This window comes from Alistipes sp. An116, from assembly GCF_002161005.1.
In the GTDB taxonomy this organism is placed as follows: domain Bacteria; phylum Bacteroidota; class Bacteroidia; order Bacteroidales; family Rikenellaceae; genus Alistipes; species Alistipes megaguti.
Genome location: NZ_NFLR01000004.1, coordinates 75,266 through 99,773, shown reverse-complemented (window position 1 = coordinate 99,773; position 24,508 = coordinate 75,266). Strand labels below are relative to the sequence as shown.

General features: G+C 54.2%; 20 protein-coding genes. 14 read left to right on the top strand and 6 right to left on the bottom strand.

The annotated features are described in order from the left end of the window. Window positions 1–43 precede the first annotated feature (43 nt). A complete protein-coding gene (locus tag B5E60_RS03985) occupies window positions 44–892 on the top strand; it encodes a helix-turn-helix transcriptional regulator (RefSeq protein ID WP_087309596.1) in 849 nt (282 codons plus the stop codon). Here B5E60_RS03985 and B5E60_RS03980 read toward each other — a convergent pair. After that, entirely contained in the window at window positions 858–1,352 is a 495-nt protein-coding gene (locus tag B5E60_RS03980; RefSeq protein ID WP_239403221.1) for a DMT family transporter, read from the bottom strand. The genes B5E60_RS03985 and B5E60_RS03980 overlap by 35 nt on opposite strands. A gap of 189 nt (window positions 1,353–1,541) precedes the next feature. On the opposite strand from B5E60_RS03980, the gene aspA reads away from it, so the two are divergent. Beyond that, window positions 1,542–2,975 (top strand): aspartate ammonia-lyase, encoded by a 1,434-nt coding sequence (aspA, locus tag B5E60_RS03975; protein ID WP_087309594.1) that lies wholly within the window; start codon window positions 1,542–1,544, stop codon window positions 2,973–2,975. Between the two features lie 159 nt (window positions 2,976–3,134). Here the strand turns inward: aspA and B5E60_RS03970 are convergent, their stop codons facing one another. Beyond that, window positions 3,135–3,677 (bottom strand): hypothetical protein, encoded by a 543-nt coding sequence (locus B5E60_RS03970; RefSeq protein ID WP_087309593.1) that lies wholly within the window; start codon window positions 3,675–3,677, stop codon window positions 3,135–3,137. Window positions 3,678–4,115: 438 nt separating this feature from the next. Between B5E60_RS03970 and B5E60_RS03965 the strand changes: the two genes are divergently transcribed. The 12 genes from B5E60_RS03965 to mobV all read left to right on the top strand — a co-directional run bounded on the left by B5E60_RS03965 (window position 4,116) and on the right by mobV (window position 18,404). Then, entirely contained in the window at window positions 4,116–5,303 is a 1,188-nt protein-coding gene (locus B5E60_RS03965) for a site-specific integrase (protein WP_087309592.1), read from the top strand. A 31-nt stretch (window positions 5,304–5,334) separates the two neighbouring features. Beyond that, window positions 5,335–6,615: a site-specific integrase gene (locus B5E60_RS03960; RefSeq protein ID WP_087309591.1), complete on the top strand. Its 1,281-nt coding sequence runs from the start codon at window positions 5,335–5,337 to the stop codon at window positions 6,613–6,615. A gap of 62 nt (window positions 6,616–6,677) precedes the next feature. Further along, window positions 6,678–7,601 carry a helix-turn-helix transcriptional regulator gene (locus tag B5E60_RS03955; RefSeq protein WP_087309590.1) on the top strand — a complete coding sequence of 308 codons (924 nt, stop codon included), beginning with the start codon at window positions 6,678–6,680 and terminating at the stop codon, window positions 7,599–7,601. 418 nt (window positions 7,602–8,019) lie between these two features. Further along, window positions 8,020–9,717: a hypothetical protein gene (locus tag B5E60_RS03950; RefSeq protein WP_143260650.1), complete on the top strand. Its 1,698-nt coding sequence runs from the start codon at window positions 8,020–8,022 to the stop codon at window positions 9,715–9,717. Between the two features lie 103 nt (window positions 9,718–9,820). Continuing rightward, the gene (locus tag B5E60_RS03945; protein ID WP_087309588.1) at window positions 9,821–10,135 is read left to right on the top strand and encodes a hypothetical protein; all 315 of its coding nucleotides are present in this window, start codon (window positions 9,821–9,823) and stop codon (window positions 10,133–10,135) included. Between the two features lie 214 nt (window positions 10,136–10,349). Beyond that, on the top strand, window positions 10,350–11,396 hold the full coding sequence (locus tag B5E60_RS03940) for a hypothetical protein (protein WP_087309587.1): 1,047 nt from the start codon (window positions 10,350–10,352) through the stop codon (window positions 11,394–11,396). A 790-nt stretch (window positions 11,397–12,186) separates the two neighbouring features. Beyond that, window positions 12,187–13,500, top strand: coding sequence for a site-specific integrase (locus B5E60_RS03935; RefSeq protein ID WP_087309586.1), 1,314 nt, complete (start codon window positions 12,187–12,189; stop codon window positions 13,498–13,500). 78 nt (window positions 13,501–13,578) lie between these two features. Further along, window positions 13,579–14,904 carry an ATP-binding protein gene (locus B5E60_RS03930; protein WP_087309585.1) on the top strand — a complete coding sequence of 442 codons (1,326 nt, stop codon included), beginning with the start codon at window positions 13,579–13,581 and terminating at the stop codon, window positions 14,902–14,904. Between the two features lie 2 nt (window positions 14,905–14,906). Beyond that, a complete protein-coding gene (locus B5E60_RS03925; protein ID WP_087309584.1) occupies window positions 14,907–15,311 on the top strand; it encodes a hypothetical protein in 405 nt (134 codons plus the stop codon). Between the two features lie 246 nt (window positions 15,312–15,557). Then, window positions 15,558–15,848 carry a helix-turn-helix domain-containing protein gene (locus tag B5E60_RS03920; protein WP_087309583.1) on the top strand — a complete coding sequence of 97 codons (291 nt, stop codon included), beginning with the start codon at window positions 15,558–15,560 and terminating at the stop codon, window positions 15,846–15,848. Between the two features lie 2 nt (window positions 15,849–15,850). Continuing rightward, window positions 15,851–16,735, top strand: a complete 885-nt coding sequence (locus B5E60_RS03915) for a toprim domain-containing protein (protein ID WP_204246440.1) — start codon at window positions 15,851–15,853, stop codon at window positions 16,733–16,735. 244 nt (window positions 16,736–16,979) lie between these two features. Further along, a complete protein-coding gene (gene mobV / locus B5E60_RS03910) occupies window positions 16,980–18,404 on the top strand; it encodes a MobV family relaxase (RefSeq protein ID WP_087309582.1) in 1,425 nt (474 codons plus the stop codon). Between the two features lie 842 nt (window positions 18,405–19,246). Here mobV and B5E60_RS03905 read toward each other — a convergent pair. From B5E60_RS03905 to B5E60_RS03890, 4 genes are all read right to left on the bottom strand, one after another. After that, window positions 19,247–20,554 (bottom strand): TlpA disulfide reductase family protein, encoded by a 1,308-nt coding sequence (locus B5E60_RS03905; RefSeq protein ID WP_087309581.1) that lies wholly within the window; start codon window positions 20,552–20,554, stop codon window positions 19,247–19,249. Window positions 20,555–20,633: 79 nt separating this feature from the next. After that, on the bottom strand, window positions 20,634–22,235 hold the full coding sequence (locus tag B5E60_RS03900; RefSeq protein ID WP_087309580.1) for a PKD-like family lipoprotein: 1,602 nt from the start codon (window positions 22,233–22,235) through the stop codon (window positions 20,634–20,636). A gap of 20 nt (window positions 22,236–22,255) precedes the next feature. Beyond that, window positions 22,256–23,056, bottom strand: coding sequence for a DUF4843 domain-containing protein (locus tag B5E60_RS03895; RefSeq protein WP_087309579.1), 801 nt, complete (start codon window positions 23,054–23,056; stop codon window positions 22,256–22,258). Between the two features lie 15 nt (window positions 23,057–23,071). Then, complete coding sequence (locus tag B5E60_RS03890; RefSeq protein WP_087309578.1) at window positions 23,072–24,499, bottom strand: RagB/SusD family nutrient uptake outer membrane protein; 1,428 nt, start codon at window positions 24,497–24,499, stop codon at window positions 23,072–23,074. Between the last annotated feature and the right edge of the window lie 9 nt (window positions 24,500–24,508).

Sequence of the window (24,508 nt, the reverse complement as noted above, 5' to 3'; positions counted from 1 at the left end):
GTTTCTCATTCCGGCTCTCTATTTTTGTAAAAAAGAGCCCAGGATGGAACGACTCGACGTTTTCAAGGATTCGAACGTATGGATCGCAAGCTACTTTTCGGATGATTGCAGTTGCGCCCACGAGAATAACGAGCACACGCTGATCTATCTCTGTTCGGGATTGCTCGAAATCGAAGAACGCGGACACAGAACGCCTCTTCGCACCGGGGAGTGCGCCTTCATCCGTCGGGACAACCGTATCCGGCTTTGGAAACACGCCAACCCCCAACACCCCTATCACTCCATCGCCCTGAGATTCACGCGGAGTTTCCTGCGCGAATTCTACCTCACGCTCGACCCCTCGCAGATCCCCGCCGAATCCCGCCGCGACAAAACCAGTCTGCGGATCCTGCCCGCCCAAAGACCCGATATCCGGAATTTCTTCGAGTCGATCCAACCCTGTTTCAAAGCGGAAACCAAACCTTCGGAAGAGAAACTCAAACAGAGAATGGCCCAGGGTGTCCACCTCCTTCTCGAAACCGATCCGGCTCTCTACGCCTCACTCTTCGATTTCGTCGAACCCTGGAAGATCAACATCCTCGACTATCTGAACGAGAACTACATGTACGATCTATCGATGGGTCAGATCGCCGCCTACACGGGCCGTTCGCTGGCCACCTTCAAACGCGACTTCGCCAAGGTGAGCGAACTCACTCCCCAGAAGTGGATCCTCGCCCGACGCCTCGAAGCCGCCCGCGACCTGATCCGCAAGGGAGGCCGCAAGATCTCGGAGATCTGTTTCGACGTGGGGTTCCGCAACCTCTCCCACTTCTCGAAGCTCTACAAGACAACCTACGGCGTCGCTCCGAGCCGCGAGATCATTCCCGATCCCCAGCCTCTTCCCGAACCATAGCCTGTGCATCGCGTTCGAGCCCCGCACGGCTCTTGCTGACCGACACCAGGTAGACCCCGCCGAAGAGCAGACAGACGGCCAGCCCCTTGGTCAGGTTGAACGTATCGAGCCCCAGGCTGACGGTGACGATGCACGCCACCAGCGGCTGGATGTAGTTGTACATGCCGGCCACGGTCGGACACAGGTTCTTCTGTCCGACGACGATCAGCATGTAACTGATGAAGGTCGCACAGACGACGATGAAGAGAATGCCCAGCAGCACACGTTCCTTCAGGGCCTCCCATCGGGTGGCCATCAGATCGTCGTACGAGAAGGGCAGCGTGCAGAGAAAGGCGTAGAGGTGTCGCGTACGGCAATGCCGCCATGAGGCGCATTCGCTCTTTCTGATCCCGCCCGACACGGTCCACTGCTTCACGATCGACACCTGCAGCGGGTATCTCTTCCGGCGCTTCCACGACATGACGCCGCTGGAGTTCCGCCGCCGGCACCGGAACACTCCGCCGGACATTGCCGGAGAGCCGGCGGAAACCGCTTCCCGGGACAAATGAACCGTTGATTGAAAATCGGCGCCGGGCATTGTTTTGTTACCCGACTTGATGTATATTTGCTGAAAGCTCGATTTCGTTTTTTCGACATAAACACAACGATCATGGACATCGTGAACATCAAGTTGTCGGGCAAGACCCGGCGCGAACACGACCTGCTGGGCGAAATGGAGATCCCCGTCGAATACTATTTCGGCATCCAGACCATGCGGGCCGCGGACAATTTCCACATCAGCCGCGTACGGCTCAACTTCTTCCCCGAACTGATCCGCGCCCTGGCCGAGGTCAAGGAGGGGGCCGCACGGGCCAACCGGGACCTGGGGCTGCTCGATCCGCAGATCGCCGAGGCCATCGTCCGCGCCTGCGAGGAGCTGCGCGAGGGCAAACTCCGCGAACAGTTCGTCGTCGACATGGTGCAGGGCGGCGCCGGAACATCCACCAACATGAATGCCAACGAGGTAATCGCCAACCGCGCCCTCGAACTGCTGGGCCACACCAAGGGCGAGTACCAATACTGCCATCCGAACAACCACGTCAACCTCTCGCAGTCGACCAACGACGCCTATCCCACCTCGGTACGCATCGCCACGGTGCGCAGCATCGAGAAGCTCGTCGAGGCGCTCCGCCGGCTGATCGACGCCTTCCACGCCAAGGGCGCAGAGTTTGCCGGCGTCATCAAGATGGGCCGCACGCAACTGCAGGATGCCGTCCCGATGACCCTCGGGCAGGAGTTCGAGGCCTATGCCGCCACGCTGACCGAGGAGATCGACCGTCTCGAATCGAACATGCACCTCTTCTACGAGATCAACATGGGCGCCACGGCCATCGGTACGGGCATCAATGCAGACCCGGACTATGCCGCCCTCTGCACGAAACACCTCTGCCAGATCACCGGACTGCCGCTGCGCGAATCGTCGAACCTCGTCGAGGCGACGAGCGACACCGGCGCCTTCATCATGAACTCCTCGGCTCTGAAGCGGCTGGCCGTCAAGCTCTCGAAGATCTGCAACGACCTGCGGCTGCTCTCGTCCGGCCCGCGCTGCGGTCTGAACGAGATCAACCTCCCGCCACGTCAGCCCGGATCGTCGATCATGCCCGGTAAGGTCAATCCCGTCATTCCCGAGGTGGTCAATCAGGTGGCCTTCCGCGTCATCGGCAACGACCTGACCGTGACCTTCGCCGCCGAGGCCGGACAACTCGAACTGAACGTCATGGAGCCGATCATCGTCTATGTCCTCTTCGAGAGCATCGAGATGCTCATCCACGCCATCGACACCCTGCGCGAGAAGTGCATCGTCGGCATCACGGCCAACGAGGAGGTCTGCCGCCGCATGGTCCACGGCAGCATCGGGGTAGTCACGGCCCTGAACCCCTATCTGGGCTACGAGACCTCGAGCATGCTGGCCAAGGAGGCCCTCCAGACCGGCAAGGGTATCTACGAACTGGTGCTCGAGCACAAGCTGATGAGCCAGGAGGAGCTCGACAAGGTGCTCAGCCCCGAGCAGATGATCCATCCCCGCAAGCGCGTCGAAGAGTAGACGCCGGCAGGCCTGCATACGAAAAAGCCACGCCTATCCCCCCGTCGGGGAAGGGCGTGGCCTGTCGCCGCTGCAGTCGTAGACCAGGAGGTTGCCATTGGCCGTGCGCGCCTCGTTCAGATCGGCGAAACCGAGACGCAGAGCAGCATCCGCTCCGGATCAGCCACCACGTTGCAGGTCCGATAGCGGGCTTCGGGGACGTCGTCCTGGACGTGTATACTCCTCGACCTGCCACGTCGTGAGCGACACGCGGCTCACGGTCAGTGTCCCGGCCGCAAAGCAGAGGTAGTCGCCCGCCCGCATGATGCCCGACGAGGTCATCAGATCGGCCGAAATGTCGGCATTGATCGACTTCTTGCGCGTCTGGGTCATCGTCTCCGTATCGACGAAGGTCAGGCAGCTCTTCGTCTCGCCCGTGCGGCCACAGGTGCCCACCACGATCTCGTGGTCGCCCGTGCGACAGATGCCGCTGATGAACTCCCCCGAAAGGGGCAGCGAACTCGTCACCTCGTCGCGGCGCTTCGTGAATTCGAAGAGCCGGGTCTCGACCCAGAAACCGCCTCCGGCGCAGTAGAGGCGGTCACCGATGAGCGTCATGCCGCGCGTCGCCACAACGGTCTCGATCGTCTGCCCCTGGTTGCCGAAGTGGTAGCCCCCCTTGACCAGCGTCAGCACGCCGGTCTCGGTGTCGGGGCGGAACATCCCCTGCCCGTCGGCCAGGAAGAGGTTGTGTTCGTCGATGACGGCCAGATTCTCCGATAAATTGTGAGATTAGCGTGTATATGTGTATAAAAGAAAAATTGCCATCGTAAACTATTGATTTACAACGGAAATCTCAGAAATCTGAGGTCTGAAGCGAAGCTCACTATTCGTTGATTATATGATATTTACGATATTTTACCCTGTTGAATAATTGAATATAAGAACTATTGTAAAGTAAAGATACACTGAAAAATAGGGCCATTTATACCGGTGCGCCCCTATTTGCGCCCCCGAATCTTAAATCGGTCTATATCTCCTCGATTGGCCTTCTGCTTGTCTTTTTTAAGGAAAAGATAATTATTTATTGTAAATTCTTTATAATCAGATATTTTGTAACTTATTTAGTCCCTGAATATTACACTTGTTTTGGGGATTTAAATGGCGAACTACTCGATTTGTAAATGTATCCGAAATGATAAGCCCTTGAAACGGAACGGAAAGTATCCGATTTACCTGCGAATAAGAGTCGGAGACCGAAGTACGAAAATTCCGACGGGCTTGGAGGTATGGGACGGTCGCTGGGATGCTAAACGGATGGAACCGAAGGATAAAACCCTCGCTATCCAGTTGAACCGGAAAATTATGGAGCTCGATCTCTATATCAATCGGCTGTTGGCCGACGGTACGGAGTTGTCGATGGATCTGGTAAAAGAGTTCTATGACGGGAAACGGCGTGTGAAACCCGAAAATAGATCATTCTACGACTATTACCTCGACTTTGTAGAACGAAAACGAAAAGAGGGCTTGAATCCCGAAACGATCCGGGTCTATATGACGACCTTTCACGTCTTGAAAGCGTTTCGATCGGAGCTCCGCATCTCCGATATTTCGCTCCCGTTTATCGAAGATTTTGATAACTATATGCGCGAAGTAAACGGGAATTCGGCCGGAGGTCGGAACCCGAAGCATAAAAACCTGCGGACGGTGATTCTCGATATGCTTAAACGGAATATCCCGGTTGAAAACCCGTATAAGTGGTTCAAGATGCCGAATTTCGCGGTAAAAGAGGTCTATTTGGAGAAAGACGAACTCCTGCATTTGATCGACTACTCCGATAAGTTTGCGAGAGATACGAAAGAGTACCGGATTTTGAAAATGTATCAATTCTCGTGCTTCTGCGGTCTCCGCTTCTCCGACGTGCGCGACTTATGTTGGAAAGACGTGGATTTTTCGAACGGATTGATAAAAAAGCGGATGATTAAGACGAAATCCGAGGTGATAACCCCGCTTTTCCCGATGGCGCGGGAGATATTGGAAGAAAAATCCGAAAACGGGCGTTTGTTGGGAAGCGGTGATAAAATCTTCTATCCCTATACCGAACCGACCGTAAATCGAACGCTTCGTGAACACGTGAAACGGGCCGGAATCGATAAGCACGTAACCTACCATTCATCCCGCCACACCTTTGCTACGCTGTTAGTGCTGGATAAAGTGGATATATATACGATTTCGAAGTATTTGGGTCATAAGTCCGTGAATATGACCCAGCGCTATCTGAAATACGACCTCTCGATAGCCAAGGAATCGGCGAAGAATATCAAAACGTTCTCTGGTAGAAAAGGATAAAAAAGCTATCTTGTGAGAAAATTCTACCGAAATGATTAAACTGCCGACCCCGACTTTATATCTTCGGAGCGATAAACGGAAAAAGAACGGCCGAATGCCGTTATATATCCGATTCCCTCGAATTGATGGCGAAGAGCCGAAATATCCGATGGGTATCGACTTATTGCCCGAAGAGTGGGATGATAAGACGAAGGAACCGATCGACGACGCGCTGAAACTGATTATCGAGAAGGAGTTGACGCGAATTAGAACCCGGATATATAATGTTCTGGTAAATGGCGAAAAGTTGACGAAAACGTGCCTGCGCGAGATTGTAGCGAATGAAGAGCCGAAAGATCCGGGCGATGCGTCATTCTACGAATATTTCGATAAATACGTCTTGGAGCGGAGACAGGCCGGAAAGATGACCCGCTCGACGGAAAAGGGGTATGATACGACCCGGCGAGCCTTGAAAGAGTTTCGCGAAAAAATCCGGATAAAGGATATTGACGCGAAGTTTATCAATGATTTCGAACGCTTTTTGATAAAGCGGGGTCGTGAACACGGCCTTGGAGATGTTTTGGGAACGAGAGCGAACCGGTTGAAGCACGTCCGGACGATTGTTCTTGATATTGAACGTCGAGGTATTCCGATAAAGAATCCGTACCGGACCCGTGAATGCGAGGTTCCCAAAGCTGCCGAAAACGATACGTTCCTCGAATATGACGAACTGAAAAGGATGTACCAGCTTTTGGGACTCGATGCCGAAATCGGATCGACCGAGTTCCGGGTATTGGTCATGTTCCTGTTTTCTTGTGCCGTAGGAATCCGATTGAGTGATGCGCTTTGTATAACCTGGGGCGCGCTGGACGTAACGCAAGAAACGATTATCGTACACTTGATTCCTAAAAAGGGGGATAAGCCGTGGAAACGGAACCGCGAAGTTCATATCCCTCTATCGACCTTCGGCGAAAGAATGATCGAATGGATTGCCGCCGATGATGACGGAATCCCTTTAAGTCAGGTCGAACGTGAAAACCGAATGTTCCGAATTTCATCGGCGTCGACGGTAAATCCGACGTTGAAAAAGCTGGCGAAAATGGCAGGGATAGATAAGAACCTGACTTATCACGCCTCCCGAAGAACCTTTGCGACCTTAACTGCAGCGGAGGGTGCGGATACCTATACGATTAAGAACTATTTGGGACACTCGAGCGTAACGATGTCTGAACGCTATATGAAATGGAGCAAGCAATTGGCTCTTGAATCGGCGGAGAAAAACCACTTGATTGATATAAAGAAGATCGTACACCGGACGAAAAAAAAGAAATAGGTCGAAGCTTCCGCCGAGTTCTGGCGGAAGCTGTTTTTATCTTTGTCGAAAACCTTTGGACGATGAATGCCTTGACGAATAATACGGCGACGCTGCTGCGCCGTTACCTGTGGCTCCTGGAGACGATCTATTCCGCGGGAAGAATCACGCTGGATGAAATCCGCCGCCGCTGGCTCCGGAACGAATGGTCGGGCGGAGAGGAACTTCCTCGAAAGACCTTCGAGAATCACCGGAAAGCCGTCGAAACGCTCTTCGATGTCAATATTGCCTGCGACCGCCGGACGAACGAATACTTTATCGAATACGGCGATGATCTCGAACGGGACGATCTGCGACGCTGGTTGTTGGAAACCTTCGCTGTAAACGATCTCTTGGTAAATAGTAAACGCCTGCGCCGACGGATCGCATTGGAACCGATTCCCTCGGGCTACACCTACCTGACGACCGTTCTCCGGGTGATGAAAGAGAACCGATGCCTGGAAATCATCTATCGTCATACCTACGATGAAAAGCGGGAAAAGCGCTACGAGGTTGAACCTTACGGGTTGAAGGCCTTTCGACGGCGCTGGTATCTGATCGCCGAAAGCGTGGAGATGGGCGGAATTTATGCGTTCGCCCTCGATCGGGTAGTTGATATAACTCCGACGGCGAAAGAGGCTGAAATCCCCTTGGATTTTGATTGCGCGGAGTTCTATGCCGACGCCTTCGGAATTATCCGGATTCCGGGGCAATCCGCCGAACGGATTGAAATTCGGGTCTATGGGAAGCAGGCGAACTATGTTCGGGCCCTGCCACTGCATCCTACCCAGCGGGAGATTGAACGGACCGCGGAATATTCGGTGTTCGAATACCGGCTGGCCCCGACCTATGACTTCCGGATGGAACTGCTCTCGCACGGTGCCGACGTGGAGGTACTGCAGCCCGCGTGGTTTCGGGAAGAGGTGAAAAAGATCGTGGATGAGATGTCAAAACGATACGACGGATGAGTCTTTGTGAAAGATGAAATAATCAGAGAAAAAGGCTTCGACGACTTGGGATCGAAGCCTTTTTTGTTGGAAATCCGCGAAATCTTCGTACTTTTGTCTATGACATATCGATAAACGCGAAAGCGTAAGTTTATTCTCTACGGCGAATCTGGAAAATTCTTACGAATACGAGAATAAGCGCGATTATTCCCGTGTCCTTGAAAAAGGGCGTGGGCTGTTGCTTATTTTAGTATTCGGGTATTCCAGAACCTGCCGTATGAAATAAGCCTTCAGCGCCACGCTTTCTTTGTTTAATCCCCTGCCGGTTCGGGCGTTGGGCAGGAATGGTTCGATGGCAAAAATAGGCGGACCTTGCGCCGGGAGTTGGCGGAAGCGACTGATAATTTTGCCGGAAAGAGACTGTAATCGGGATCGAATGATGAAAAAGAGTGAACTTTCGACGAGGAACCGGATGTGTTCCGTGGCCGGTGGAATGGCCCGATGGTTTATAGACCGGGAAGTTCCCTCCCGGCTGATCCCTTTCCGGGGAGAATTTCCCCTGCTGGATACGATCGAGACGAAGCGATTCCGGGAGGCGATCCGTTCGACGATGTGGATCGAGGAGTTGCCGCCGAAACTGCGGTATGCCGCTGCCGAAGGGAGTCGGATGGCACGGCTGGAGGAAGATTTCCGCCACTACCTGTCGAGATACGAAGTAACGGGGGACGATTTCGAAACGTGGGACGAGGCCGAAAAGTCGAGGTGGCTGCGGGATTGGATGAAGGCCGCTTCCGTCAGCGAGGACGACCTGACCGTTAAAAAATACCGGGAAGAATCGGCCTCGGCTCCGGAACCCGTTGGCGATCCGACGATACCGGACGTCGAGAAGCGGGAAATTGATGACGATAGGATCGCGCGACGGGCCTATTGGGACGATTTGTGCAGTGAGTTCGGACGGATCGGCTGGGAGGAGAAACTGCGGGACCTGGCCTTGTATATTCACTACGGTGGGGATTTGGAGGCCGTTTTGACCCGCTATAAAGCGAGTCACCCCGATTACGCCGACCGGGTTCCCTTCTCGTTGGCGTATTATATCAGCTACCTGCGGACGGGCCGTGCGATCTCCGTGTTGAATGATTTTCTATGGAGAGGCGTTGCTCTTCCCGAGCGGCGGTTGGCGGCTCTGCTCTCCGCCGAGTTACACGAACGGCTGGAGGAGTTTTTCCGATGGGACGGTGCGGCGAACCGTGCTTGGACGGTGCGGATCGACTACGAAGGCGAAAAAAGGATGATGGAGAAAGCGATGGCTTTGGGTGTGGAGCGAGGCCGTGAATTTCTAATCTTTGGGAACCTGACTATAAAACCTTTTACTATGGAAACGAAAGAGATCTTATTGAAGGAGAACCCTTGGCTCGAACTGGCTGAAAAATTGAAGGATAGCGATTACCGCGGATCTCCGGATGTTCTCGTTTGCAGCGGCGACCGGACCGCGATCGAAGCCTTTAACGAAACGGCCGACGAACTGCATAAAATCCGGCTCGAAGGGGTTCCCGAACCGGTGCATGGTCGTTTCTTTAACGCGAAAGTGGCCCTTCTGACACTGAATCCCGGGTGGGTAGAGCGCACTGATAAGCAACTCGGGAACGATGGCACGTTGAAAGAAATGAACCCCGAAGACCGGCAGTTTTTCCTGCAACAGAAGGCCGAAGCGATGTTGTTGAAAGGGCGTCCCTTCCCGACTAAAAATAAAACGCTGCGTGCCATTGATACCAGCTATTGGAATAAACTGCTTAACGAGGTGCTGAATAGATGCCCCGATGCTCCGAACTACCTGACGATTATTCAATACCTTGGGTATCACTCTAAAAAATATAAGGATATCGGGAAACGGCGGATTCACTCGGAATCGGGGCTGCTCCCCACCCAGGAGTTTGCCGTAAAGCTGGTTCGGTATCTGATGAATAAGGGGGTGCTGATCGTGATTTGCCGAAGTAAAAAAAGATGGTTTGCTGCCGTTGAAGGGTTGGAGAACTATTCGAATCTGGTGCTCCTGAATAATTACCGACGGCCCTATCTTTCACCGAATAATTGCGCGGATGACGGATTCGATGCTGTCATAAAAGCGCTGAAAGAATAGGATATTTCCGATCTCGCTGCGACCGCCCGAATAGTTTCCGGGAAAGGGCTTCGGGACGTATAAAAGAACCGACTAATCTCTATAAACTAATTTTTATAAAACGATGAACTACTTCGCTTTGGTTGATCTCTTCGGAGGCTTTTTTATCGCTTGGTGTATCATTGGGATACTCGTTTGTATAAGTATTGTCTGCCGAATGGCTAAAAACTACGGCCGCTCGGTAGCCGAATGGCTGCTGATCGCGATTTTCTTCTCGCCGATAGTTGCCATTATCGGGTTGGCGGCCCTGGGTAAGACGCTCGAAAAGAGGTTTGAAGAGTGGGAGTGGATGGAAACCCAGAAAAGGATGGCCCGAAAGGAGATGGATGAGGATAACGATTATATGAACGTATCGGAAGCGGATTTGAAAGAGGTATAATGCCCGCTGCCCGTTTGCGCCTCTCTTCCCAAAATATAATCGCGCGAATAGTTAATGGTTTTCCGGTTTTATATAAGAAAATATAATAGGCCTCGAAAACCAGCTATTCATAGGGATTCTGTAAGCGGAGGAGCCCGATTTTTCTCCTAAACGGTTGAGAAATAGAAAATAAGAGGTATAGAATCGTTATCTTTGCAGAAAAGCTATTTGTGTTATGATAGATAATTTAACGATTCGTTTGGAAGGATTTTCGGGCTCCTTTGAGAACTGCGAGCGTGTCAAGGAGAACGGTAATATCGCGATATATCGACTGAAAGGCCTCTCCTTGACCACTCCGCACCCGCTTGCCTTGATTTTGGCGAAACGGTCGGGAACTCTCTATATCGTAAATAGCCTCCGGAAGTGGTATTATGGAAGAGCGTCCCTGCTCGACTTTACCTCCGAAACGCTTCTTCACGCCTTTAAGCTGTTGGCCGAACGCTTGAAGATCTCCTACGAAGAATTGAGCCGCGGCCGTGTTACCCAGGTCGAGGCCGGGCTGAATCTACGCACGCGAATCTCGTGTCAGCGGTTATTCGGTCTGATAGCCGGATATAAGACCCGCCCGCGAAACTCGATTAAGAATGAAACCCTCTACTTCGGAGATCGAACCCGCGGCGTAGGTTATAAGAAGGTGATGCTCTACGATAAAACCGCCGAGATTGTTGCCAGGATGCTGCTTCGGAAGCGTTTCCGTCAAGAGGAGATTTTTGAGGTGCTGGCCCGGCACGGTTACTTCTTCCCGCGGTATGAATTCAAACTCGCCGACCGTCAGGCCCTTTCTCAAAACGGCCTCGATATCCGTACCGTCTCCGACCTCGTAGCCCGATACGGAGAACTCTACCGGTTTCTGGCACGCGAAGCCCGGAATTTCGTGCTGTTCGAACGAATCGGAATTACGGAGCGAATGACCCCGAAAGAGCGTCAAATCGCCGAAGGACTGAACGAATACGGATATACGGAATATCTTGAAAGATGCCGGGAAACGTGTCGTTCACGAACGGTTAAGGGATTGAAATCCGCACGCTATAAAGTTCGGAAGGATTTAATCCGCGTGATCGACCGCTACGATACGGGAGATTACGGAAGCCGTCAGTTCCGAATCGACCTCGGGCGGAATCTCGTAAGAATAAGTAAGCACGATCCCGCACTGAACCTGCCTGAAACCCTCCGGGAGCTCTTTATCGGCCGCCCTGCCTCTAATAATAAGAGGAATAAGTAAGCTATACCTAAAAGGGTAGATAATGGATAGCTTATAATAACGAGAAGTAAATTAGTTATTACGAAGATACTCTAATAGGCGAAACCCGAAATCCTGTTCGACCGATTGACCGGGGAGTTCGGCGTGCCGCTGTTCGGCCGAATTCGACCTGTCTCGATTATTCTTATGGCGGGACCGATTTCCGGATTCCGCTCCCGTCGGGCGAATACGCGCCTATCCCCCCCCCGTCAATAATGCTTGGATATCGGCGCTTTTTCCGTTGAAACAGAATGTCGGCGAAACCGGCAATGCGATTGGATCGGGAATAAGTCCGGCTGCTATTGCTGCTATTCAAGCGATGCCGGGGAATCGGGGATAATAGCGGAGCGATGATCGGTCGCTGGCCTTGTCAGTTATTAGTGGGCGGCGGAAATTCGGGAGGATGGTCTATGAACTGTTCCGTGAATAAGAGGCCGAAAATCCTTTCAAGCCTCGATTATTCAATAGTGCAGTGATTGACTGTATATTGAAAATTCGGACCGCTTGCGCCCCTATCTGCGCCCCCGTAAATGAAAGAAGGCCTCTTAATCGCTAATAATTAGCTGATTAGAAGCCTTCTTTGAGGTCTGAAGCGGACGCCATGAATTTGAATCGAATTTTACCGATTTTAATTTTATTTTATCTATATATCAATATTTTACAGCCGTTTTTCATCAACTGTGAGGTCTGAAAGTTTTCGAAAATTCGGCCGATGTATGACAAATGTATGACAAAAATGATTACATTTGCAGCAGACAAAACCTCCTGACCTATGGCTTCATTCTGCTATCGCATCCGCTCGACCCAGAAAAACAAACTGGTCAAAATCCAAATTCTCTTCACGGTTGGCCGTGGCAACCAGTTCTACGTCGACAGCCAATATATGGTGTTGACAGATGCCTGGGACAACAAGCGGCAGACAGTCAAAAGCCGCTTCACCTTTACCGACGATTTCACCGAACAGCAGGGGCGCGAGCTGACCAAGAACCTCTCCGAACTGCGCAGCCACATCCTCGGAGAGATTGCCAAGGATCCCGAGCACGCAATGACGAAGACGCGGCTGGAGAAGATCATCTACAGCTTCCACCACCCGCGCAGTCTCACCACCGGGCACCGTGTCCGCAGCCGCGAATCGCTCGGCGACTACATCGCCCGCTTCACGCGCGAAATGGAGGAGGGCACCCGGCTGAACATCCACAAACTTCGCTACGGCCCCTCGACCATCAAGAACTACAAGGGGTTCGTCGTGCAGTTCGACGAGTACTGCAAAGCCAAACGCAAGCAGTTCGACTTTGCCGACATCGACCTGAAGTTCTACGACGACTTCGTCGCCTGGTTCACCGCCAAGAACTACTCCGTCAATACGATCGGACGCCACGTCAAGGAGCTGAAGATCATCATGCGCGCGGCCCGCGAGGAGGGGCTGCACGACAACGGGGCGATCGAGAGCCGCAAGTTCCGCGTGCTGACGGCCGACGTGGAGAACATCTACCTGACGGAGTCGGAGATCCGGGCCATCGCCGCGCTCGACCTCTCGAAAAACCGGCACAAGGATGTTGCCCGCGACATCTTCCTGGTGGGGTGCTACACGGCGCAGCGCTTCAGCGACTACTCGACCATCAACGAAGGCAACATCCGCACGCTGGAGAACGGACAGCAGGTCATCGACCTCAAGCAGCAGAAGACCGGCAACCACGTCGTCATTCCGGTCCGGCCCGAGCTGCAGGCCATTCTGGAGAAGTACGACAACCGGCTGCCGAGAACCTACGAGCAGAAGGTGAACCACCTCATCAAGGAGATTGCGCGCGAGGCGGGCATCACGGAGAAGGTTGAGGTCTCCTACATCGAAAATGGCGAGAAGAAGAGCCGGCTGGTCGAGAAGTGCGACCTGGTGAAGACCCACACGGCACGCCGCAGCGGCGCAACGAACATGTATCTGGCGGGGATCCCGACCATCGCCATCATGAAGGTTACGGGCCACAAGACCGAACGGGAGTTCATGAAGTACATCAAGATCACCGAGGAGCAGACCGCTCTGGAGCTGATGAGCCACCCCTATTTCAGCGGGAAGCAGGCAAGTGAGTGAAAATTTGGAGATTTGCCAATTGTTTTTTAACTTTGTTACGGCGGTAAAATTTACAGCCATAACAAAACAGCTCGGATTATGAAATTCTACAACCGCGAGACGGAAACAGCCAAGCTGCGCGAAATCCGCACCTTGTCATACGAAGACCATTCGCGACTGACCGTTCTGACGGGCCGCCGCCGGATTGGCAAGACATCGTTGATTCTCCGGGCCATGGAGGACGAACCGCTGGTCTACCTCTTCGTCGGGCGCAAGAACGAGGCATCGCTCTGCGCGGGCTACTGCAAGGAGATTGCGGCAAAACTGGAGCTCTTCGTACCGCCCATGACGAGTTTTCAGGATGTCTTCACCTTCCTGATGCAGCAGGGAGAGAACCGCCGATTCACGCTGGTTGTGGATGAATTCCAGGAGTTCTTCAACATCAACCCGTCGGTCTACAGCGACGTGCAGAACGTCTGGGATCAATACCGACTGAAGACCCATGTGAACTTCATCGTCAGCGGCTCGATCTATTCGCTGATGGTCAAGATCTTCCAGAACTACCACGAACCGCTGTTCGGACGGGCGGATGTCATCATGAAACTCACGCCGTTCGCATTGCCGGTGCTGAAGCAGATCCTCGCGGAGCACGCCCCCGGCTACACGAACGACGACCTGCTGGCTCTCTATACCGTTACGGGCGGCATTCCGAAGTATGTGGAGCTGCTGGTGGATGCAAAGGCCCTGTCGGTCAAAAAGATCATCCATGCGGTATGCGACCCCGATTCGCCCTTCAAGGACGAGGGCAAGACGCTGTTGATTGACGAATTCGGCAAACAGTACGGCACCTACTTCTCGATTCTCGACGCCATATCGAACGGCATCAACACCCAGTCGGAGATTGCCGCGGCGCTGGGCGAGAAAAGTATCGGCGGGCAGCTGAAAAAGCTGGAAGAGACCTACGGAATTACGAAGAAGATGCGCCCCATCCTCTCAAAAGAGGGGACGCAGACCGTACGTTATGAGATTGCCGACCTCTTCCTCCGCTTCTGGTTCCGCTACTTCGAAGGCAACCGGACGCTGGTTGAGATGAACCAGTTCGAGGTGCTGGAGAAGATAATTGCGGCCGACTACACGACCTACTCGGGCCGAACGCTCGAAACCTACTTCAAGCAGCAATTCATCGAAAGCCATGAATACCGTGACCTTGGCTCCTACTGGGAAGCCAAGCGGGGCAAGGAGCAATACGAGATCGACATCGTCGCCCTGCGGCTGGAGAAGAACAGGGCCGTGGCCGTCGAGGTCAAGCGTCAGCGCAAGGAATTCAAGCCCGAAGTCTTTGCCGAGAAGGTGCAGCACCTCAAGGAGAAGGTGCTCCCGAAATATGAGATCGAGCAGCGCTGCCTGACGCTGGAAGATATGTAGCCATGCCGCGCCGTCGAAAAATAACGATCCGGGCCTCCGAGCTGGAGTGCTTCGAGACGCTCGTCCGGGAGTTGCACCAGCGGCCGGAGTTTGCCGGATTCGATCCGTCGAGCCTGCACGTCTGGGCTTACGAACAGTATGAGCCGAAGCTGAAGGATGCCGACGCAATCCTGCGCCGCTTCGACTACTGGCTGGGCGTACACAAGAGCGAGCGCTATCTGATGGCAAACGGCAGCCGGCTCTTCAACAAAAAGGAGCTTGCCGAGGCGCTGGGCGTCGCACGTCCGACACTCGACCGGTGGATTGCGAACGGATGGCTGGAGCCGTGCCGCGTTCAGATCTCAAGCAGCGGCGACATCCTCTTTGCAGCCAATGCCGTTCGGGAGGTATTGGAACGGTTCCGATAGGCTCGAAAATCCACATCACCAACAAGGACGGCACCCGCCGCCCTCTTTTTTTTCGCCCCGAACAGAATCCTATTACACGGCAGTGCCAACCGAAGCAACCGAATGCCAAAATCCGGAAACGGGCGGCAGAGAGTCTTCGGTGTGGCACCAGTTGGCATCGGTTGGCGCTGATTTGTAACGCCATTCGCCGTTTTCGGGAGGGGTTCGGAAAGCCTTTCTTTGCGTCATCAACCAAATTCGAATCTTATGACCAAAGAAATCTTTCTGAGCGGCATGACCGCCGACCAGCTCTCGGAGATGATTCGCAAATCGCTGCGCGACGAGTTGCGGCAGCTCCACCCCGAACCCTCCGCCGAGACACCGAACTATCTGACCCGCCGCGAAACGGCCCGCCGCCTGCGCATCTCGCTCGTGACGCTCAACGACTGGGTGAACCGCGGGCGGATCCGCGCCCACAAGATCGGCGGGCGCGTGCTGTTCCGCGACAGCGATGTCGAAGCGGCACTGCACCGGATTGTCCCCATCAAAAACCGATAGCCATGAAGACGACAACAGATTGCATCGGCATCCGGGAGTATCTCCTCCGCCGGGGACTGCACCCCCACCACGAAACCGCCACCCATGGCATGTTCCTCTCACCGCTACGCGAGGAGCACACCCCCAGTTTCAGCGTCCGCTACGACAAGGGGCTCTGGTACGACTTCGGGCTGGGTGAAGGGGGCACGCTTCTTCAGCTGGTCATGCGCCTCGAAGGGTGCGGCATGGCAGAAGCCATTCGGAGCCTGTGCAAAGGATCCGCAGACGAAGTTCCCTTCCAGCCCCTCCCGACCGCCTCGCCGCGCGAAGACTCCCCGCTGCGGATTCTCGGCGTCGGGGAGATTCGCCATCCGGCATTGATCGGCTATCTGCGCGAGCGCGGCATCGACCCCGCCGTGGCCGGAGCGCTGTGCCGCGAGGTCCACTACGCCGTCGGCGAGCGGCGCTTCTTCGCCATCGGCTTCCGCAACGATGCCGGAGGCTGGGAGCTGCGCAGCCCGCAGTTCAAGGGGAGCAGCACCCCGAAATCCATCACGACCTTCGACCGGCACGGCGACACGGCGCTGCTCTTCGAGGGCTTCTTCGACCTGCTCTCCTACCTGACGTTGCAGCACGAGCCGACACCGACCGTCGATACCGCCGTACTCAACTCCGTGGTCAACCTTCCCCGCGCCTTTCCTTTTCTCACACGCCACGCGACGATCCACACCTTCCTCGACAACGACGAGGCGGGGCGTCTCGCCCTCGAACGGCTGCGCAACGCCCTGCCCGATGCGACCGTCATCGACCGTGCGGAGAGCTACCGTGCCCACAAGGATCTGAACGAATCGCTCCGACCGTCCGCGAAGGTTTCCCGCATGCCGCGTCGTCGCGGCCGCAAGTTGTAACGTCACCCGGAATGACACCGGAACCGTCGCCCACCCATCGGCCGCTTCGCGCCCGCGGCTTTTCCCCCAAGGAAAAAGCCATAGCCTATTAGGGCTTTTTCCGACGCATCGGCCCGCCGACGCTGAAAAAGCCCCAATAGGCCAAAGGGTCAAGCCCTCTGGACACCCCCTGTCGTGCTGCGCACGCCGACCGCCGAGGCGGTCCCTTCTTCAACCACACAACCCTCCGAAAAACGACCGTACCATGGGATATACCGTCCTGCATCTCGACAAAGCCCCGGGCAACGAGGCTGCCATGACCGCCCACATCGCCCGCACGAAAATACCCGCCAACGCTTCGCCCGAACGCACCTGCCTCAACGAGGAGCTCGTCGAGTTCCCCGAGGAGGTAGCCGACCGTACGGAGGCGATCAACTACCGACTCGAACACGCCGGCCTCACGCGCAAGATCGGAACGAACCAGGTGCGGGTGATCCGCGTCATGCTGACCGGTTCGCACGACGCGATGAAGCGCATCGAGGAGGAGGGGCGGCTTCCGGAATGGTGCGCCGACAACCTCGCCTGGCTGCGCGAAACCTTCGGGGCGGAGAACGTCGTCTCGGCCGTCGTGCACCGCGACGAATCGACCCCGCATATCCACGCCGCCGTGGTGCCGATCGTCACGGGCGAGCGCCGCAAGGCCCGCACCGCCGCATCCGAAACACCCGGCAAACGGCACTACCGCACGAAATCCGCCGCCCGGCCCCGCCTCTGCGCCGATGATGTCATGTCGCGCGTCCGTCTCAAGCAGTATCAGGACAGCTACGCTGCGGCGATGTCCAAATACGGACTGGAGCGCGGCATCGACGGTTCGGAGGCGCGCCACATCACCACGCAGGAGTTCTACCGCCAGGCCATCGCCCAGCAGCAGGATCTGCAGGAGAACATCGACGCACTGCTCCGTCTCGAAGAGCAGAAGCGGAAGGCCGTCGAGCAGCTCAAACAACAGGAGCGGCAAGTGCGCACCGAATACGAACAGACCGCCACGCTCCAGGCGCAGAAGAGCGCCGAACTGAACCGCACCGAGGCCGAGCTGAAGAGCGTGAAGGGCGAGCTGAAGGGAGCCAGGTTGAAAAACGCCGCGGCGGAGGTCGGATCGAACATCGTCGAGGGGATCGGGGCGATGATCGGCACCTCCCGCGTCAAGCGGCAGCAGCAGGAGATCGACCGCCTCAACGCGGAGAACGCCGCCCTGCACGAACAGATCGGAAAACTGAACCGCGCCAACCGCGAGGAGAAGGCCCGACATGAGCAGGCCGAACAGCAGCTGCAGGCAAAGCTCGACCGCATCGAACACTGGCTGCCCGACACGCAGACGCTCCTCAGCTGGGGCGAATACTGCCGCGACATGGGAATCCCGGAGTCGGGCGCCCGCGAGATTATCGCCATGAAGCCCCTCTACGTCTCGGGCGAACTCCGCACTCCGGAGTATTCGCACCGCTTCGACGTCTCGAATACCGAAATCCGCCTGCAACGCGACCCGAACGGCCCCGGAGGCTTCCAGCTGCTCATCGACCACCAACCCGCACACGCCTGGTTCCGCCAACGGTACGTGGAGCTCATGACCCGCCTGGGCTACCCCGTCCGCCCCGAACGCCCCGTCATCCGACGACATACCATCAAGCGATAAATCGAGTGCCAAACAAATTGCCTTTGAATGCCATCATTTTTCATCAAGCAATATGATTTAGACAGACCTTATCCTACTGATGAATATATGACTAGCAATTGTTTGAAGTGGTCAGGCAAAAGTTATATGGATTAGCACGATATTGTAACTTTTCCTAAAAACCGGACTGTTCTGAATTAGACAAAATGATAACGTTGTCAAAAGAGGAACAAATAAAAAGGATATTGTCAAAGAACTTAAAAACGGAGTATCTACAGAGGCAGTAGCTCAGGATTACAGAGTAACGGGATCCTCATTATATAACTGAAAATCTAAGCATAGTGGCATAGATATAAATCAGATTAGGAGACCTAAGAAACTGGAGGAGAGAACCAACGGCTAAAGCAGATATCGGTATCCTTCAAAGGCTAGGGAAGTCCGTACTATTCCCACGCATAAAGGGAATTTCCAATCCTGCGAGATCAGATACGGATGGCTGTTTGGTGTCATGGATGGGAATTCCTGAGTTGAGACCACTGAAATATAAATCCTTGCGGATAGCAGGGCTGTGTATAAACTTCACTGGAACTGATGCGTTTAATCGCATCATCTTAAACCAATAGCGTTATTTCAAGAAGAGCGTCTCCAAAAAGGATGGTTATATACGCAAAACGAAGAGTCCGGGTAAAGACTCTTCGTTTTGACATGGTGCGAGGACGAGGGGATCGTCCTGAGATTTCGGGATACGACATTTTCGGGCTTGTCCTTTTTCAAGAACGTCTTCTGACATCGAACATGAATCCGGATTCGAACTGTACCCCGATTCCCTCCGTCCAGCCAACTGACACCGTTGCGAGAAAGGCCTATTCGTTCAGCAGCATTCGGATTGTATCTTCCAGTTTCTGTCCGCGCAGGTTTTGTCCGACAATCCGATTCTCGGCATCCAGTACGTAGATTGCAGGAACGCTCCGCACCCCATACATCCGTGCTACAGCATTGTCCCAGCCCTTCAGATCAGACGTATGAATCCACTCCATTTTGTCGGTTTCGATGGTCTGCAGCCAGTTTTCCCGTTTCGTGTCCAGCGATACGCTGATGATCTCCAGCCCTTTGTCCTTGTATTTGTCGTAGATGCGTCGCACATTGGGCGTCTCGGCCCGGCAAGGTCCACACCACGAGGCCCAAAAATCGAGCACCTTCACTTTGGCCTGAATGCCATAAAGAGATACGGGATTGCCATCGGGATCGTTTTGGGTGAAGTCCGGAGCAATGTTTCCGTTTTCCGTACAGCTCATCGCTTCGGCCATTCGCTTGACGGCCTGTCCCGGAGGTGTCTGTAAGGCATTCGGACCCAACAACGCCACCTTTTCGCCAATTTTGCGTGCTGCGGCGAGTTCACGGCTGCGCAACCATACGAGGGTTGCCGCTACGATATTGTCGTTCTGGCGCAACAGGCTGTCTTCGTATTGTTCCTGAGCAGTTTTGAGATCTTCATAGATTGCCCAGTGATGCATTTTTCCGAAAAGATCGTCTCTTTTTGCCGCCTCCCGGTAAGCGGTTTCGATCTTCTTTTTTTCTTGGTCGAAGGCTTTGTTCCGGGCGGAATAAGCGTTCCAGATCTCCTGCAACGCTCCGCCTTTCACCTGCATCGAGCCTTCGGCATCGACTTCGAGTTTATAGGAATGGATGCCCGGTTCGAAAAAAAACGGAATACGAGGCAGCACTTCCGGGATGCGCAGACAAGCCATGGTGCATTGCCCGGTCACCGGAATTTCAAAATTCCCGTCCGTCACGACTCCGGCAACCAGCAGGGAATCCTGACCGTTCGTATCGATTCCGGTCAATTCGATTTGGGTGCCGTTCTCAATCTCCGGCAGAGTACCGGTGATTTGATAGCCCTCCGACGTGTTGCAGGCAGCTCCGACCGTCAGTAGGATTCCTGCCATCATTGCTTTTTTCATTGCTTTTTTCATTGCTTTCTTCATGCCTTTTTTCATTCTCACGTTTCTCGGCAACATGTTTTCCAGTTTTTTTGAAAATGAATGTTTAATGAGTCCCTTTTTGCAGTTGGAGACTCTCTTTTTGTTGACTTGTTTTTGGATCGCCAGGTCCAGTGCGGCCCCGGATGCCGAATATCTCGCCCCGACATCCGGGTCTGCACAGGACTTCATGCTTCAAAACCGCCTCTTTTATCGGCAGCCAGCAGCAACGGACCGATTCTGGCACATCTTTCTGGAATGGATCCGGCCCTTACAACTCTTCATACTCTTTGTAGACGACATCCACGATCTTGCCCAGTCCATCGATCTCCTCGGCGAGCGTAAGTTTGTCGGTTGCAAATTCCGGAACCTCGTAGAGCCGGAATGTTCCGACATTCGGATCATCAGGCGATGCCATCTTCTTGTTCGTACAGACGACCAGTTTGTACATGTTGTCACTCATGCCTTCAGGCCCGTTCAGATATAGCATCTTGTTGAATTTGCAGACGGCAATCTCTTCTCCGGGATCCAGGGCCAGAACTTCGGTGACATTCATGGTTGTTTGATTGCCTATATCTACCCGGTATACTTTGTTTTCCGTGGCGTAGAAGAGCACGTTGAGACTGGGGTGTAAAGCAAAGAATTTGGCGTTTGCCATGTCCGGCCCTTCGATTTTGCCATAGCAGAACTGTTCGACTTCTGCAAGCTTCAGCATCATGCCGTAGAGGTAGTATTCCGGGCTGGCCGGTTCCTTCAAGACAGCCACAACCAGTTCATCGATATCGTAATGGGAGTCCATGAATACCATGTCCCTGCCGGTAACAACGTCGAACAATTGAGTGCCTGTACATTGCATTACTGAAGGGTAGTTGCTGGAATCGTATTTGGTCAGAAATTGTTTGCCATCCGAGTCGTAGAATATTGCGGCGTAGTTATAACCCCAGGTTTCCGGATCTGTATATGCATAGGAGTAGGAGACTCCGACAAACGGTGCGGCCCTGAACGGTGTTTTCCCGTTCACCATATTGATGGGATAGGAGAAGAACGCCTGGTCGGAGCATTCGGTTTTGTAGATTTCGCCCTCGTTGTTGATGACCCACCAGTATCCCACGTAATTGGGTGATGCCGTGTATATGTCATTGACGCTGCTTTCAATCAGGATATGGTCGCCGGCCGTTCCGAAATACCATTTCAGGTCCGTATCTTCGCCGATATGGAAGTTGCTTCCGGTGATGGCGAAACTGCCCTTGTCCGTAGCCAGAAAGGGGAATCCGATAGTACCGTAGTTATCCCCTACGAAGAAGAGTCTTTTGGGCGACCCCATATCGAAATCGAGGTTTTTCCACAGGTCGGGATAGAGCACGTCCTCCTTCCCTTCGCTGTCCTTGCCGATCAGGTCCAGGCGGGTCCGGCCGTTATCATCGCAGGCGACCAGCCATCCGTTGCTGCCCTGGCTGGTTACGTGCAGGTAGAAGTCCTCGATCCAGGTGACACCCGTCGCGGGGTCTTTGACCTCGAAGAATCCCGTGTAGTCGCCATCGGACAGTTGTACGGGATATACGAGATCCTTCTCGCGGCTGACGATGAACTCATCCAACGAGGCTCCGCTGTTCGTGTCGGCATTCCGAGGGATGATCCGCCACGTGTACTCGTAGTTGTCCGCCTCGCTCATGGTCGAGTGGATGACGGGGGAGATCTTCAGCGTTGTCTGAAAGGCATAGGCCTGGTATACATTTTCCCGGTCGATACCTTCGATTGTCACTTCGTTGATGTCGTGATAGTCGTAGTTGCCCTTGTCGCTGTAACAGGCCGTCAGAAACAGGGCTGCCGCACAGCAGACGGCTGCAATCTTGTATAATGAACGGAATTTCATACGGTTCAGTTTTTAGGGTGTTAATTTTGCGAATCGGGTCCCATGGTCATCAGGGTCTCGCCATCCTCTTCATAAATGGGCGGGTTCTGTTCATTCAGCCAGCGCTGCATGTATTGGCCGATGAAGATCAGATAAGCCGTGCGGTTTCCGTAGTCATTGCTGATCCACTCGGTACGGTCGATTCCCATGACATCGCAGATCGTGATGGATTTTTTCATCGAATATTCTCCGAAAATCGCTTCGTGCCGATACCACCAGTCCGGTTTTGCCAGGTTCTCGTTCATGACGATCACCCGTTGCAGGTCGATCCGGCGGCGGTTGTTCTCCTTGTCGGTGATCTCGCGCGAGTAGAGGAATTTCAGCTCTTCGGTCTCCTGCAAGGCGATGGTCAGCGCGCGGCTTTCGGTTTGCAGAGCTTCGGTGCGCAGAAGCGTGATGTCGAGGTTCGTGCTTACTTCATGAGCCGGGATCATGCATTCGGTTTCGAAGGCCCGGTAATCGACCCCTTCGACGGCCGCCTCCATTTTGCCCTTCAGCTCTTCGGGTATGATCGTCTCCGTAACCAGGACCTGGAATTTCCGGTCGTAATCGACCACATCCCCGATCAGATTGATCCGCAGGGATATTTTCGTTTCGAGGATGTCTCCGTCGATTTGTCCCCATCCGAAGGAGAGCGTGTCTGCGCGGAGGTTGTTTTGCGTCTCTTTCTCCTGATGGTCGAAATAGATTCCGCTTTCACCCTGATAGGTATCGAGATCTTTCTGGCACCCGCTCCAGAAGAGTCCCGAGGCAATGGCTGCTATGATAAGAATTCGTTTCATGATGATATCTCCAGATTAATTGTATTGGGTCTCACCGTCCGGGATGGGCAGGACGTATGCTGCACTGTTCATGCTCACGGTGCCGGACGTGCTGGTTGCATTGGGTATCGAGGATCGATTCAGGCGCTTGTAGTAGAAGAAGAGCTGCCCTTCGCCGAAGAACTCCTTGCGGTATTCGTCATCCAGCAGCGCTTGCGGCGTGAGTATGCTCGGGGAGTCGACACCCCGGTGTTTCAGGAACTCCGTCAGGGTCTGCATGGCGTCCGTCTCCAGACCTTTTTCCAATTGAATCTCGGCCTTGATGTAATACATTTCGCTGATGCGCAGCATCGGAATCATCTGCATGTAGAGCGAATCTCCGCCCATGTATTTCTGGAACACGGAGAAGATTGTACCACCGACTTCGGCCGTCGTGCGGAGCGAAGTCCGGTAGCGGTAGTCGTTGATGTTCGTATAGAGGCTGGAGATGATGGAGCTTCTGGGCGCCAGCAGGCTTTCGGACTTCAGCCGGGAGGCATCGAACAGCGAGGAGTAGAGCAGATCGACATTCAGATTCTGCAGTCCGAAGAGGATCTCGGTCGAGAAGACCCGGTCCGGCTCCGAAGCCGTGATCTGCTGACTCGTAATGAACGGGAAATGAGTGCTTCTGTCGTGCTTGTCGATGATGTCCTGGCTCAACTCTTCGGCCCGCTTGGTGTCGCCGACGTACATCGAGGCTCGGGCAAGAAGAGCTTCTACGGCGTAGTAGTTCATCCGCAGGTTCCGGTAAGCGAGGAACGTGTCTCCGGTTTTTCCGCTCACGCCGTTTGCGATCACAGGATCATCCTTCAGCTCCACGAGTGCATTTTCGAGGTCCGTAATGACGTTCGTCATGAATTCGGCCGCCTGCAGGCTCGGGGCGACATTCAGCGAAAATTCGGAGTAATAGGGGATCGACGTCAGGTTTTCGTTTCCCTCGTATACGGGTCCGAACAGCCGGAACAGGTCGAAATGCAGCAAGGCTCTCAAGGCCAGAGCCTCACCCTTGATGATGTGGTAATACTCGTCGGAGAGGACCGACCCCCGGCGTTTTTCGCAATTTTCCAGGATTTTGTTGAGGTTGGCAATCAGCGTATAGGCGGTCTCCCAGATATTGGAAATCTGGTCCTGCGCCGTGGCTCCCGTGTAATCGTAGGTCGTAAAGGGGTAATAACGGGTGAACTCATCGCTGACGTCATAACGCTGCGCCAGCACCTCGATCATTCCGCAACTGAGGGCACGTCCGTACAGGTTGTCCGAGTTCAACTCCACATATACGCCGTTCAGGGTCTGCCTGAAACCGGCCACCGAACTGAAAGCCGTCTCTTCGGATACCTGGTCGCTGGGCTGTACATCCAGCCAGTCGGCACACGAAACCGCCATCAGAGCCGTCAGGACAACCAAGATATGTCTATACTTTTTCATTGTAGTGTT